Genomic DNA, 13,770 nt, shown 5'->3' with positions numbered 1-13,770 from the left:
AGCCAAATGATATGTTGGCTTAGTTTTTTAGTATCATTAAAAATTAGATCAAATTGAATCTTAAAGTACTTGCAATGAAGCTTTATTAATTAAGCGAGTTTTATCTTTTGAGATTATTTGATTTCTTGCTTCAATAATCATTGGATTAGGGTTTTGCAGTGCTTGAAGCAGTTCGACCGTAATACCTTCTTCAATCAATAAACCGTGCTCTTTATGATTGTCATTAAATAGTAAACAAGAAGGGGTATTAAAAGCATTTACCTCACAAGCTATTTTTTGATCAGATTCAAAAGAAGTTTTTGTAAAGTCTAATTCTTTATCTTCAAGAAACATAGGAATATCTAATTTGGCTTGCTCAGCAGATTCCAAAACAAGATTTTCTGAAAAGACTCTATTTTCTTCAAGTAATGCATGTTGCAATCCAAGTAGGAAATTACGGCCTTTTTTCTTTCCTTGCATAGTTGCAGCAGTATAATAAAGACAAATGTCATACACTACAGAATGTACAGAATTACGTAACTCTAAATCACTTTTTGGTAAGTTGTTTGTAGAAAGATACTGAGTCACCGTGGCTAAATTATGAACTGGAATAAAATTAACACGAATTTTACTAGCAGCTTTTTCAATAAAATTTAATACTTCCTTTTCAGCTTGGAAACAAGTAGAATCAATTGGATTAATAAATAAATAAATTTCAATTAACTCATTATGAGCTGATCCATTTTTAGTATACGTAGTTGAGAACATTTATCTTCACCTTAGTCTTAGTATTTTTAAATCTATTTGCGTACTCTATTGTTGTTTACAAGTATACTTTATCAAAAATAGCTAAGAAAATATAATAAAGGGTCTCATTTTCGGATGATTTTTTGTACAAATTGTAACAAAGCCGCCACATTTCGGTTTTTCTATCTTAATACCATCAATAATTAATCAACTTGATTCCATCATTCGTTTGATTTTATTTTTCGTTGATCGTTTTTTGATTGAATAGAGCTGAAGTAAATGGTCAAAATAAACTTCCCCTACTTCACGAGAATTTATTTCGAATTCTAACTCATAGTCTGTTTTAGAGCTATACGAACTTTCGTCTATTACAATTAGACCTTGCTCAATTTTTTTTTCATAACGCTTTGTTACCAATGAACCAAATAAAAAGAGTTCTTTAAATTAACGTTCAATTCAGTTAATTGCTTAGCTACATGGCCATCTAATTTAATCGTATGAGTATTTAAGAGCAGTTTTCCTTGCTTCAATGATAAGTTATCAGTCGTTTCTAAAAAATCTTTTCCAGTAGGTGTTTTTAGTGTTAGTTCTGCAGAGTCCGAAAATAAACGTATGCGTAAAGCAGAATGTAATTTTTTTAGTTTCCAATCTTTCGTATCGTAATAATAATTTTCTTGAAGATAAAAATCTTTTTCAGATAAGTTTAAGCTGCTTAACAATTTAGTATATTCACTTTTTGTTAAACTATTGTTAAATTCAATTTCTACCTGCTGAGCCATTTGTTTCATCCCTTTTTAACTTGATTTAAGTATTGTGATAAGTATATATTTTACTAGTACTAAATTATCTATCTATCATATCATTTTATTTCTATTTTAGTATATTTCATCTTTCTAATTAAATATGTTAAAATGAAGCCATATAGCGCTTTGAAAAGTGCGAAATCATAAGTTCCTAGAAGAGGGTATAAAGTGATGAATCAAGATCAAAAGTGGGAAGATTTTTTAATACCTTATAATCAGGCTGTTGAAGAATTAAAAATAAAACTAAAAGGAATTCGTAAAGAATTTAGTAAAGGGAATCGGCATATTCCAATCGAATTTGTTACTGGGAGAGTAAAACCGGTAAATAGCATTATTGGAAAAGCAGCTTTAAGGAATATTCCTTTCGATAAAATAGATACTGAGATGCAAGATATAGCAGGATTAAGAATCATGTGTCAATTTGTAGAAGATATTCATGAAGTAGTTAGACTTTTAAGAAATCGAAATGATATGAAAATAATTGAAGAACGAGATTATATAACGAATAAGAAGGAAAGTGGCTACCGTTCGTACCATGTTGTATTTGAGTATCCTGTGCAATTGATCGATGGTGAAAAAAGAATACTTGTTGAGATACAGGTGCGCACATTGGCAATGAATTTTTGGGCTACGATTGAACATTCATTAAACTATAAATACCAGGGTGAGTTTCCAGATGCTATTAATGTTCGTTTAAAACGGGCTGCAGAAGCTGCTTTTCAACTAGATGAAGAAATGTCTCAAATTAGAGAAGAAATACAAGAAGCACAACACTTATTTTCTCACAGTAAAAGACCAGTTATTGATGAAACATCAAACAGATATTAATTTATTTTGTAGCTATTGTTTGAGATTTCAGCATTATCAGATGTAATTAAAAAGGAGGGACAACTTTGAAAATAGCAGTAGTTAATAATAATGGAGAGCAATCTTTAAAACTAGCTAAAGAATTTCGGATACTCTGCTTGAAAAACCGTCTTCTATTAGATGATAAAAATCCAGATGTCGTTGTAACGATCGGTGGAGATGGAACATTGTTGTCCGCTTTTCATAGGTATGCCCATATGTTAGATCATGTGCGATTTGTAGGGGTACATACAGGACATTTAGGTTTTTATACAGATTGGCGAGATTACGAGTTAGAAGATTTAGTCTCAAGTTTGCTTAGAGATGAAGGTGAAAGTGTTAGCTATCCATTGCTTGATGTTAAGGTAACATACCAAGGGCAAAAGGAATCTTCTCACTTTTTGTCCTTAAATGAATCAACAATGAAACGGATAGACGGAACAATGGTGTGTGATGTATTCATAAAGGATGAACTGTTTGAAAGGTTTAGAGGAGATGGAATGTGTGTTTCGACACCTACTGGTTCGACTGGCTATAATAAGTCAGTAGGAGGAGCAGTTATCCATCCTCGACTTGAAGCACTACAGCTGACTGAAATCGCTCCTATTAATAATCGGGTATTTCGTATTCTAGGTTCACCCTTAATTGTTGCACGGGATGAATGGATCAGAATCAAACCAATCACAACTGAGGGTTTTGTTTTAACCATCGATCAATTGACATCTTCCGAAAAAAATATTACTGAATTAAATTATAGCATTGCGAAAGAACGCATTCACTTTGCTCGTTACAGACATACTCATTTCTGGAGCCGAGTTGAAGATGCTTTTATTGGAGCGAAAAAAAAATATGAAATTTAGTTGGATATATGATCTGCCAACTAGTCTACAAGTGAAATCATTTTTAAAAACAAAAGGAATTTCACGTAGTTTACTAGCAAAAATAAAGTTTCACGGCGGGAAAATTGAAGTCAATGAAACTGAAGTAACTGTGCGTTATCTCTTGAAAGAAAACGATAGCGTACAAATCACGATTCCTAATGAAGCTCCTCATGAAACAACCGTTCCTATCGATATTCCGATTGATATCGTGTATGAAGATCAACATTATTTAGTTGTAAATAAACCTTATGGAGTTGCCTCGGTACCGTCTCAAGTTCACCCTGAAAGTACCATGGCAAATCGAGTTAAAGGTTACTATGTGCGTCAAGGTTACGTTGATCAAGTTATTCATATTGTGACTCGACTTGATCGAGATACTACAGGATTAATGTTGTTCGCTAAACATGGCTACGCACACGCATTAATGGATGTGCAGTTAAGAAGTAAAGAAATTCAAAAAAAATATACTGCACTGATAAAGGGTCAGCTGGACGAAGGAAAACACGGATTTATTGATGCCCCTATTGCACGAACTGTCGATTCCATTATTACAAGAAGAGCTCATTCCTCTGGAAAAGAAGCTTTAACAGAATATTGGGTCAAAAAGTCTTTCCCACAAGCAACCTTGGTCGATATTCAATTGCATACCGGAAGAACTCATCAAATAAGGGTTCATTTCACTCATATTGGCCACCCGTTAATGGGAGACGACTTATATGGCGGTGAGAAGAATAATTGGATAGTTAGGCAAGCGTTGCATTGTAACGAGTTAAATTTTATACACCCTTTTACAAACGAAAAAATAAATCTTACACTAGACCATCCTGAAGATATTGCCCAATGGCTACATCAGCATAAGCAGCAAGAGGTCAATCGTTAATGAAATGAATTTAGGAAGGGGTGTAGCCCTTGAAAGAAGTACAAGTAGAATTTGAAGAGCAAATAGAACAGTTGAAAAGCTATTTAGTAGCTGAAGATATCAATTCATTCAGAGAAAGTTTTTTAGAATTACACGTTTATGAACAAAGTCAAGTTTATCTATCCTTGTCAAAGGATGAACGTTTAAGAGCATATAACTTTTTATCTCCTAATGAAATGGCAGATACGTTCGAAATACTTGAAGAAGAAGAAGAATCAGTCGAAAAATATTTGGAAGAAATGAACCCTCAGTATGCTGCAAATATGCTGAGTGAAATGTACCGAGATAATGCAGCAGATATGCTGAATCAACTAGAACCTTATACGATCAAAAAATACTTAAGTTTAATGCCAAAAAAAGCTGCTGATGGCATTAAAAAATTATTGAAGTATGAAGACGATACTGCTGGTTCAATTATGACAACTGAGTATATTTCAATTATTGCAAATCAGACGATTCAGTCAGCCATGGCGATTTTAAAAAAGAAAGCACCAGAAGCTGAAACGATTTATTATGTATATGTAGTAGATGCAAATAGAAAATTAGTTGGTGTTATATCATTAAGAGACTTAATCGTGCATGAAGACGATGAAATGATTTCAGACATTATGGGTGACCGTTTAATATCTGTAAACGGCAATGATGATCAAAGAGACGTCGCGCGCACTATGCAAGATTATGACTTTCTAGCCATTCCTGTAGTAGACGATGAAGAACGGTTGATAGGGATCATTACTGTAGATGATATCATGGATGTTATCAGTGATGAAGCAGCTAGCGATTACTCCGGTTTAGCTGGGGTCGATGTGGAAGAACGATCTGAAAACCCATTTGTTGTTGCTTCAAAAAGGCTTCCTTGGTTGATCATATTATTATTCCTTGGAATTGGAACCTCCACTTTAATCAGCAATTATGAAGAAATGATCAGTAAAGCAAGCATTTTAGCTGTATTTATATCATTGATAACAGGAACTGCAGGTAATGCAGGAACCCAATCATTAGCGGTTGCTGTTCGTAAATTAGCAGATAATGATGAAAATAAAAGAAATTTCAAGAAATTAATTATAAGTGAAATAGCTTCCGGTCTAATCACCGGTGTTGTGACGGGAGCCACAATATTCTTAGCAGTAGGGATTTGGAAAGAAAATTTTGTTTTAGGATCAGTTATAGGTATAGCAATGCTAGTAGCAATCACAATTGCCAATCTTGCCGGAAGTTTCATCCCTATTCTAATGGAAAGAATAGGGTTTGACCCTGCAGTTGCTAGTGGCCCATTTATTACGACACTTACAGATTTAACCAGTGTATTAATTTACTTTAATATTGCTGCATTGTTTATGGAATATTTAGTTTAGAAAAATTATTAGCGAAATAGTGAATAAATTTATGAAGATGGAAGCTACAATTGCGCTAGAAAAGGATGAACATTTGTGTCAGTAAGAAAGAAAAAGAAGATAACCAAAAAACAAAAAGAAAAAAGAACAAAATTTATTTCTGCTGGATTAGTCCTTCTGTTAGTTTTCTCAGTAGGATTATTTTTAGGGGAGAATAAACAGTCTGATCTTACTTTAAATAGAGGAATAGAGTTATTTAAAGAAGAACTGTTCACTCTTTTTAATACGAAAGAAGAAATGGATCAAACAGAAAATCAAGAAACAACGATTCGTTTCTTGGATGCTAATCAAGGATCTGCAACACTGATCCAAGCAAAAGACGGTACGACGATTTTGATGGATAGCGGGCGATATGAAGATAAAGATAAAAAAATCATTCAACAATTGGATCAATACGTTGGAACAGGTGGGAAAATTGATTTGCTTATCTTCACGCACAACGACTCAGATCATATTGGTAATGGAGATCTTATTACAAACTATTATGATGTCAAAGAAGTTTGGATGAATGGAAATGATGCTACAAGTCAAATCTATGAGCGACTTTTAGACGCTATCGGTAAAAGCAATACCATTTATACAGAACCAAAAACAGGTGAAAACTATCAAGTAGGACCTTTTAAAATTGAAGTGTTAAACCCTAATGAGCAATCAAAAAATGATCAAAATGATGATTCGATTATAACTAAAATTACTGTCAATCAAGTAAGTGGTCTATTCAGTGGAGATGCTTCTCAGGGCATCGAAAAGACTATTGTTGAATCTGGAACAGATCTAACAGCAGATTACATTTTAATGGGGCATCATGGATCGGATACCAGTACTAGTGAAGAGTGGATAAAAGCTAGTCGACCAAAATTTGCTATTTTTTCAGCAGGCGAAAATAATAGCTATGGACATCCTGGTGAAGAGGCAATAGATCGTTTAAGAAAACAATCTATTTCAATTTATGGAACGATTGAAAATGGAACGATAACAGCAACTATTCATGAAGATGGAACTTACAGTATTGAAACTGAGAAGGGGGATAATCTTGTTGAAGATGATGCTTGAAGAAATAGAAGGTGAGCAAGCCCGATTTATCCCTGATGAAGGTTCACCCATTCATGTGGCAAAAAAAAATTTGCCACATAATTATCGAATCGGTGAAATCTATGAGGTGACCATTGAAGGTGAACGAGTTCTTGACATTGTCCCTTTAAAAGAAGAGACACAGAAACGACTTGCTAAAATGAAACAAAAACGAGTAGATCTACTAAATAAAAAAAATGAAAATCATTGAAATATCAAGAAAATTCATTTGATTTAAGGTTGAAAAATAGTGCTGTAACCAAACAGAACAATATTCCGTTTGGTTACAGCACTATTTTTTGCGCATCCCATAATGAAATCATTTAAGATCCTTGATCATCGTATGGTGTGGAATACCAGCATCCATAAAGCCTTCACCTTCAACTTGATAACCTAAATTTTTATAAAAATTTAGAGCATGGTCTTGTGCATCAAGTATCAATTTTGTGAAACGTTTGGTTTGCGCATAACGCTCTATTTCAAGCATCAATTGATTTCCCAAATTCTTTTTTCGAAAATCAATAGAAACAGCAACACGTTGAATTTTAACGGTTGTCGCATTTTTTTGATAGAGTCTTGCTGTAGCAACAGGTTTATTTTCTAAGTAACCAATAACATGGACCGTTTGATCTTCTAAATCATCAATTTCTAATTCTAGCGGAACGTGTTGCTCTTCTATGAAGACCTTTTTTCTAATTTCTAGGGCATCATTATAATAGCTTGTGTTTAAATCGGTTGTCCAAATATATTCCATAATATCCCTTCTTTCTATGTAATTAAAATCGTAACATAACTTATTAAAGGAAGCTATAATAATAAATCTACTGCAGCTTTTATCTTGAGATTCTTTATTTATTGCTGTGGATGAACTATACTAAAGAATGTAAACTAAAAAGAATGGTGGCTAATGTGATGAATGAAAGAACGATCCAACTTGTTGAAAAATTAACAACAATTCCTTCTCCAACTGGGAATACGTATGAAATAATTGCTTTTATCCAAAACTATTTAAACAAGTTAGGCTATGAAGCTAAAAAAACAAATAAAGGAAGCTTAATGGTTACTGTAAAAGGAACAAACCATCAAAAACAACGATTCGTAACAGCACATGTGGATACATTAGGTGCAATGGTGAGAGCTATTAAACCCAATGGACGCCTAAAACTGGATTTAATTGGCGGTTTTCGTTACAACGCAATTGAAGGCGAATACTGTACAGTACATACAGATCAGGGAAAGATATCCGGTACGATCTTGATGCATCAAACGAGTGTCCATGTTTACAAAGATGCAGGAACTGCCGAAAGAAATCAAGAAAATATGGAAGTTCGTATCGATGAGAAAGTTCACACAAAAGACGAGACAAAAGCCTTGGGCATATCTGTAGGAGACTTTATCAGTTTTGATCCTAGAACTGAAATTACAGCGAATGGTTTTATTAAATCTCGTCATTTAGATGACAAAGTTAGTGTAGCTATATTATTACAATTTTTAAAAAAAATTAATGATGAAAAAGTTAGCCTCCCTTATACAACACATTTTTATATTTCAACTAATGAAGAAATTGGATACGGTGGAAATTCAAATATCTCTGATAAAGTGGTAGAGTATCTAGCTGTTGATATGGGCGCAATGGGTGACGACCAACAAACCGACGAATATTCTGTTTCTATATGTGTTAAAGATGGCAGCGGTCCTTATCATTACGAAATGAGAAAAAAACTTACACAAATTTGTGAAGATAATGCTATTCCATATCAATTAGATATTTATCCATTTTACGGTAGTGATGCATCCGCTGCGATGGCAGCTGGGGCAGATGTTCGTCATGCGCTGATTGGTGCAGGTATTGAAGCAAGTCATGCTTATGAGAGAACACATGAAGAATCGATAACAGCAACAGAACAATTGATTGAGTACTATTTATTAAGCAATATGCTAGATTAATCGGAGAGGACAAATTTTATGGATTATTTAAAAAAATCAAAATTAATGTTTTGGACAGTTTGGCTATTGGTTAGTGCAACATTGATATTTATGAGTACAAAAATTGATTTCGTTTTTCAACCTTTAACTACATTTTTTTCGACATTATTTACACCGATTATTATAGCTGGATTTTTATATTACTTATTGAATCCTTTGATTGGACAATTAGAAAAAATTAAAATTAAACGAAAGTATGGTATTATAATCGTCTTTTTATTATTTCTAGGATCTTTAGTATTTCTAGCTATTTCAGTTATTCCTAATATACTTGAACAATTAGGACAATTGATCACGAGTATACCGTCATTTTTGAAGGCATTAGAAGACTATTCTAATGAACTTCTTCAAAAACCGATGTTTGATAATTTTGATTTGGAAAAAAGTCTAAGCCAAATGGACTTATCGATCGAGAATATTGCAAATACAATATTTACGACACTAACTTCAAGTGTAGGTTCTTTGATAGGAGCATTGGCGAATACAACAATTGTCATATTTACTGTTCCAATTATTCTATTTTATATGTTTAAAGACGGTAAAAATTTCCGTCCGTCAGTTGCTAAATTCTTTCCAAAAGATTATCGGGGCCAAATGATTGAACTGTTAGGCCAAATGAATGAGACAATTGCTTCTTATATAAGCGGACAAACGCTAGTTTGCCTATTTGTAGCAGTATTTACGTATTTAGGCTATTTAATTACAGGAATGCCTTATGGCTTATTATTAGGCAGCATTGCGGGAATCACCAATATTATCCCTTATATCGGTCCTTATATTGGGGCTGCACCGGCAGTCATTATCGCATTAACTATTTCACCAACACAAGCATTATTGGTTGTATTAGTTGTTTTAGTGGTCCAACAAATTGATAGTGCTTTTATTTCACCGAATGTGATTGGGAAAACATTATCAATCCATCCTTTGACCATTATTATCTTATTATTAGTTGCAGGAAATATCGCTGGAATCATCGGAATGATTTTAGGGGTTCCGACATATGCTGTTGTTAAAACAATTGTTGTTTATTTAAAAGATATGTTTATGATTAGAAAAAAACATGCTTCAACTTAAAAAAATAATAAATCGTTGTTTTATTCATACGGTTTGTGATATAATTTTCATAGTGAGAGTATGAACATTTTTTCACAAAAAAGATGTTATAGTTACGAACACATAAAAAATAGCTTTGTAGGAGGATACAAAAAATGAAAGTAATCGTTATTGGATGTACTCATGCTGGTACCTCAGCTGTTAAAACAATTTTAAAAGAAAATCCATCTGTGGAAGTTTCTGTTTTTGAAAGAAATGATAACATTTCGTTCTTATCTTGTGGAATTGCAATGTACGTTGGCGGAGTTGTAAAAGATGCTGCTGGTTTGTTCTATTCTAATCCTGAAGAATTAACTCAAATGGGTGCAAGTGTTAAAATGGAACATAATGTTACAAGTATTGATACTGAAGCTAAAAAAGTAGTTGTAGAAAACATGACTACTGGAGAAGTATTTGAAGAAACTTATGATAAGTTAGTTAACACAACAGGTTCTTGGCCTATCATACCGCCGATTCCTGGTATTAAAACAAAAAATGTTTTATTATGCAAAAACTATAATCAAGCTCAAGAAGTGATCAAACAAAACCAAACAGCTAAAAAAGTCGTAATTGTTGGTGGAGGATACATTGGTATTGAATTAGTAGAAGCATTTGAGCAATCAGGCAAGCAAGTAACCTTAATTGATGGATTAGATCGTATTCTTAATAAATATTTAGATCCAGAATTTACGGATGTATTAGAGAGTGCTATAGAAGAACATGGCGTTAAAGTGGCGTTGAATCAAGCAGTTACTTCATTTAATGCTGATGAAAATGGTTCAGTTAAATCTGTAACAACTCCAGAAGGAGAATATGAAGCAGATTTAGTTATCTTATGTGTCGGCTTCCGTCCAAACAATGAATTATTAAAAGGTAAAGTTGATATGATGCCAAACGGTGCGATCCTTGTGGATGATTACATGAGAACAAGTGATAAAGACATATACGCAGCTGGAGATAGTTGTGCAGTTCATTACAATCCAAATAACGGATCTGCATATATTCCTTTAGCAACAAATGCTGTTCGTATGGGTACTTTAGTAGGTAAAAATATTATTGAGCCTAAAATAAAATACAGAGGAACACAATCTACTTCTGGTCTGTACTTATATGGATACAATATTGGGTCAACAGGTGTTAACGTCAATAGTGCTTCACACTTCGGCCTAGAGGTTCGTTCAGTTTTTGTTAAAGACAATTACCGTCCAGAATTTATGCCTACAACTGAAGAAGTTATGATGAAATTAGTTTATGAAGTGGGAACAAACCGCATCGTTGGTGGACAAATCATGTCTAAATATGATGTAACAGCTTCTGCTAATACACTTTCATTAGCTATTCAAAATAAAATGACGATTGAAGATTTAGCTTATGTTGATTTCTTCTTCCAACCTTATTTTGACCGTCCTTGGAACTACTTGAACATCTTAGCTCAAGCAGCTTGTGATCAAGAAGATCAATTAGCTAAATAATAGACACTGTAAATCAAGTAAATGCATTACATTATATGAAAAAATAAATTTCTGAAACTTGATTGTCTAAGAGATTCATAATAAAATAGTAAAGGGTCTGAGATATCTTTCTCAGACCCTTTTTATAGGTAAATAATTAGGAGGCAAGTCATGAAAATGAACAAAAAAATTATATCTGGACTAGCCGCTCTTGTCCTTTCTGTTAGTGGGCTATACATCATAGATCAAGATAAGGAAACAACTTCTACTCTAAAAACAGAACAAATAGCTATTGAACTCGTAAGAACCATTGACGGAGATACCATCGTCTTTAATGAAAATGGTGCAGAAAAAAAGTTAAGGCTACTTCTTATTGATACTCCAGAAAGCAGTAAAACTAAAACCGGTTCTGCTCAGCCATACGGTATAGAAGCGAAAGAATTTCTTGCCAATTATTTGAAAAAGAAAAACTTATCAATAGAATATGATCCTTCTCATGAGAAAATCGATGACTATGAAAGAGTGCTAGCCTACCTTTATGCAGATGGAGAACTAGTACAAGAAGTAATGGTTGAAGAAGGTTTGGCACGCGTAGGATACGAAAATGGAGATGAAGTTTACTTGGGGGAACTTGAAGAGGCAGAACAAAAAGCAAGTGCTGTTGAAGTGAATATCTGGTCTATTGAAGGGTATGTTGGAGATTACGGATTTAATAAATAGCGAATAGGGTATAAAATGTAATACTAAATATGCTATAATAATTCAGGTGACGATACATGCTGCCATACTTGAGGCATGTTTGACTAAGGATACGGTTATAGATTAATTAAGGTAAATAAAAGACTTATTAGATGAGGGATAAATTATGGAAGATTATTTAAAAAAGGAAGTAGAGTCGCGAAAGACATTTGCAATTATTTCCCATCCGGATGCGGGGAAAACGACGATCACTGAACAGCTGCTGCTATTTGGTGGAGCAATTCGTCAAGCAGGCACGGTAAAAGGAAAAAAAACAGGGAAATTTGCTAAATCAGATTGGATGGAAATTGAAAAACAACGTGGAATTTCTGTTACCAGTTCGGTTATGCAATTTGATTATAAGGATAAAAGAATCAATATTTTAGATACACCAGGACATGAAGATTTTTCTGAAGATACTTACCGTACACTAATGGCGGTCGATAGCGCAGTGATGGTCATTGACAGTGCAAAAGGTATCGAACCCCAAACAAAAAAACTATTTAAAGTTTGTCGAATGCGTGGCATTCCAATTTTCACGTTCATTAATAAATTAGACCGCGATGGAAGAGAGCCGTTAGATTTATTAGAAGAATTAGAAGAAGTTTTAGAAATTGATTCTTATCCGATGAACTGGCCGATTGGTATGGGTAAAGGATTATTAGGACTTTACGATAACTACAATAAAACAATTGAGATCCATCGTCCTGAAATTAACGGCTTAAATGGACAGAAGGTCATAAAATTGAATGAGGCTGGGGAGATCGAAGGAGACCATCCTATTAAAGCGTCAAGTTTATATTCGCAAGCTTTAGATGACATCGAGTTGTTGAATGAAGCTGGAAATGAATTTTCAGAAGAGAAGATTGCTTCGGGCAAACTTACCCCTGTATTCTTTGGATCAGCATTAACCAATTTTGGAGTAGAAACCTTTTTAAATACCTTTATCAATTTTGCACCAAGCCCGACAGCTCATACGACAACGAGTGGTGAAAAAATAGAACCAACGACAAATGAATTTTCTGGTTTTATTTTTAAAATCCAAGCTAATATGAATCCTGCCCATCGAGACCGGATCGCTTTTGTGCGTATATGTTCAGGAACGTTTGACCGTGGAATTGATGTTACATTAGCGAGAACAAACAAAAGAATAAAATTATCAAATTCAACTCAATTTATGGCTGAAACTCGCGAAGTTGTGCAGCATGCTGTTGCAGGAGATATCATAGGGCTTTATGACACTGGTAATTTCCAAATTGGTGATACCATTTTTGAGGGAAAATTGAATGTGGAATATGAAAAACTTCCTCAATTTACTCCGGAAATGTTTATGAAAGTGAATGCTAAAAATGTGATGAAACAGAAATCATTTCATAAAGGTGTGCAACAATTAGTTCAAGAAGGTGCCATTCAACTGTATAAAACGTTCCATACGGAAGATTATATCATTGGGGCAGTTGGACAATTACAATTTGAGGTATTTCAATACCGTATGTTAAACGAATACAAATCAGAAACCATTATGACCCCTATGGGAAATAAAATTGCCCGTTGGATCAAACCTGAAGATTTGGACGAAAATATGTCTTCAAGTCGTAATTTACTGGTACGTGATCGTTTCGGGAATCCCTTATTCTTATTTGAAAATCAATTTGCATTGCGTTGGTTTGCCGATAAATACCCAGATGTCGAATTAACGTCATTATTATAAAAAAAACAAACCATTCTATTTTAATTTAGAATGGTTTGTTTTTTTTTTATTAGATGAATTGTAATATTAAGTGCAACACCCAAGACGAAATAAAAGAAACCCATGACGTCCTCGTATAGAATGAAGTTACCACACTACCATTCGATTGGAGG

15 protein-coding genes are annotated in these 13,770 nt (G+C 33.8%); 11 read left to right on the top strand and 4 right to left on the bottom strand.

All coding sequences use genetic code 11. From position 1 onward, the window contains the following. Window positions 1-60 precede the first annotated feature (60 nt). The 3 genes from J7E16_RS00995 to J7E16_RS11370 all read right to left on the bottom strand — a co-directional run bounded on the left by J7E16_RS00995 (window position 61) and on the right by J7E16_RS11370 (window position 1,505). Window positions 61-747, bottom strand: coding sequence for a DsbA family protein (locus J7E16_RS00995; protein WP_214887683.1), 687 nt, complete (start codon window positions 745-747; stop codon window positions 61-63). A 186-nt stretch (window positions 748-933) separates the two neighbouring features. Then, window positions 934-1,143, bottom strand: a complete 210-nt coding sequence (locus tag J7E16_RS11375; RefSeq protein ID WP_251006008.1) for a CYTH domain-containing protein — start codon at window positions 1,141-1,143, stop codon at window positions 934-936. Beyond that, window positions 1,137-1,505: a CYTH domain-containing protein gene (locus J7E16_RS11370; RefSeq protein ID WP_251006007.1), complete on the bottom strand. Its 369-nt coding sequence runs from the start codon at window positions 1,503-1,505 to the stop codon at window positions 1,137-1,139. Before J7E16_RS11370 ends, J7E16_RS11375 begins: the two co-directional genes overlap by 7 nt. Before the next feature lie 195 nt (window positions 1,506-1,700). Between J7E16_RS11370 and yjbM the strand changes: the two genes are divergently transcribed. The 6 genes from yjbM to J7E16_RS00960 all read left to right on the top strand — a co-directional run bounded on the left by yjbM (window position 1,701) and on the right by J7E16_RS00960 (window position 6,851). Next, window positions 1,701-2,357, top strand: coding sequence for a GTP diphosphokinase (gene yjbM, locus J7E16_RS00985; RefSeq protein WP_034548115.1), 657 nt, complete (start codon window positions 1,701-1,703; stop codon window positions 2,355-2,357). A gap of 65 nt (window positions 2,358-2,422) precedes the next feature. Further along, the gene (locus J7E16_RS00980; RefSeq protein WP_214887680.1) at window positions 2,423-3,235 is read left to right on the top strand and encodes an NAD kinase; all 813 of its coding nucleotides are present in this window, start codon (window positions 2,423-2,425) and stop codon (window positions 3,233-3,235) included. Continuing rightward, window positions 3,225-4,136 (top strand): RluA family pseudouridine synthase, encoded by a 912-nt coding sequence (locus tag J7E16_RS00975; protein WP_214887677.1) that lies wholly within the window; start codon window positions 3,225-3,227, stop codon window positions 4,134-4,136. Before J7E16_RS00980 ends, J7E16_RS00975 begins: the two co-directional genes overlap by 11 nt. A 29-nt stretch (window positions 4,137-4,165) precedes the next feature. Beyond that, window positions 4,166-5,530, top strand: coding sequence for a magnesium transporter (gene mgtE / locus J7E16_RS00970; RefSeq protein WP_285439359.1), 1,365 nt, complete (start codon window positions 4,166-4,168; stop codon window positions 5,528-5,530). Window positions 5,531-5,605: 75 nt separating this feature from the next. After that, window positions 5,606-6,622: a ComEC/Rec2 family competence protein gene (locus tag J7E16_RS00965; RefSeq protein WP_214887674.1), complete on the top strand. Its 1,017-nt coding sequence runs from the start codon at window positions 5,606-5,608 to the stop codon at window positions 6,620-6,622. After that, entirely contained in the window at window positions 6,612-6,851 is a 240-nt protein-coding gene (locus J7E16_RS00960) for a DUF3006 domain-containing protein (RefSeq protein WP_251006014.1), read from the top strand. The genes J7E16_RS00965 and J7E16_RS00960 overlap by 11 nt, the downstream gene beginning before the upstream one ends. A gap of 108 nt (window positions 6,852-6,959) precedes the next feature. Here J7E16_RS00960 and J7E16_RS00955 read toward each other — a convergent pair whose 3' ends face one another. Further along, the gene (locus tag J7E16_RS00955) at window positions 6,960-7,394 is read right to left on the bottom strand and encodes a GNAT family N-acetyltransferase (RefSeq protein ID WP_214887671.1); all 435 of its coding nucleotides are present in this window, start codon (window positions 7,392-7,394) and stop codon (window positions 6,960-6,962) included. 158 nt (window positions 7,395-7,552) lie between these two features. Here J7E16_RS00955 and J7E16_RS00950 point away from each other — a divergent pair, with 158 nt between their 5' ends. From J7E16_RS00950 to J7E16_RS00930, 5 genes are all read left to right on the top strand, one after another. Further along, window positions 7,553-8,587, top strand: coding sequence for a M42 family metallopeptidase (locus J7E16_RS00950; RefSeq protein ID WP_214887668.1), 1,035 nt, complete (start codon window positions 7,553-7,555; stop codon window positions 8,585-8,587). Window positions 8,588-8,605: 18 nt separating this feature from the next. Then, complete coding sequence (locus J7E16_RS00945; protein WP_214887665.1) at window positions 8,606-9,700, top strand: AI-2E family transporter; 1,095 nt, start codon at window positions 8,606-8,608, stop codon at window positions 9,698-9,700. Between the two features lie 134 nt (window positions 9,701-9,834). Further along, window positions 9,835-11,190, top strand: a complete 1,356-nt coding sequence (locus J7E16_RS00940; RefSeq protein WP_214887662.1) for an FAD-dependent oxidoreductase — start codon at window positions 9,835-9,837, stop codon at window positions 11,188-11,190. Window positions 11,191-11,340: 150 nt separating this feature from the next. Next, window positions 11,341-11,889, top strand: a complete 549-nt coding sequence (locus J7E16_RS00935; RefSeq protein WP_214887659.1) for a thermonuclease family protein — start codon at window positions 11,341-11,343, stop codon at window positions 11,887-11,889. A 145-nt stretch (window positions 11,890-12,034) separates the two neighbouring features. After that, the gene (locus J7E16_RS00930) at window positions 12,035-13,618 is read left to right on the top strand and encodes a peptide chain release factor 3 (protein ID WP_214887656.1); all 1,584 of its coding nucleotides are present in this window, start codon (window positions 12,035-12,037) and stop codon (window positions 13,616-13,618) included. The last annotated feature ends 152 nt before the right edge of the window (window positions 13,619-13,770 follow it).

It is taken from the genome of Carnobacterium sp. ISL-102, from assembly GCF_018612935.1.
Lineage (GTDB): Bacteria > Bacillota > Bacilli > Lactobacillales > Carnobacteriaceae > Carnobacterium_B > Carnobacterium_B alterfunditum.
This window is presented reverse-complemented; position numbering and strand designations above follow the sequence as displayed.

Coding starts and splice junctions, on each gene's coding strand:
- J7E16_RS00955 (WP_214887671.1), bottom strand. CDS start 7,394: ATGGAATATATTTGGACAACCGATTTAAACACAAGCTATTATAATGAT.
- J7E16_RS00940 (WP_214887662.1), top strand. CDS start 9,835: ATGAAAGTAATCGTTATTGGATGTACTCATGCTGGTACCTCAGCTGTT.
- J7E16_RS00930 (WP_214887656.1), top strand. CDS start 12,035: ATGGAAGATTATTTAAAAAAGGAAGTAGAGTCGCGAAAGACATTTGCA.
- J7E16_RS11370 (WP_251006007.1), bottom strand. CDS start 1,505: ATGGCTCAGCAGGTAGAAATTGAATTTAACAATAGTTTAACAAAAAGT.
- J7E16_RS00960 (WP_251006014.1), top strand. CDS start 6,612: ATGATGCTTGAAGAAATAGAAGGTGAGCAAGCCCGATTTATCCCTGAT.
- J7E16_RS00975 (WP_214887677.1), top strand. CDS start 3,225: ATGAAATTTAGTTGGATATATGATCTGCCAACTAGTCTACAAGTGAAA.
- yjbM (WP_034548115.1), top strand. CDS start 1,701: ATGAATCAAGATCAAAAGTGGGAAGATTTTTTAATACCTTATAATCAG.
- J7E16_RS00995 (WP_214887683.1), bottom strand. CDS start 747: ATGTTCTCAACTACGTATACTAAAAATGGATCAGCTCATAATGAGTTA.
- J7E16_RS00935 (WP_214887659.1), top strand. CDS start 11,341: ATGAAAATGAACAAAAAAATTATATCTGGACTAGCCGCTCTTGTCCTT.
- J7E16_RS00950 (WP_214887668.1), top strand. CDS start 7,553: ATGAATGAAAGAACGATCCAACTTGTTGAAAAATTAACAACAATTCCT.
- J7E16_RS00945 (WP_214887665.1), top strand. CDS start 8,606: ATGGATTATTTAAAAAAATCAAAATTAATGTTTTGGACAGTTTGGCTA.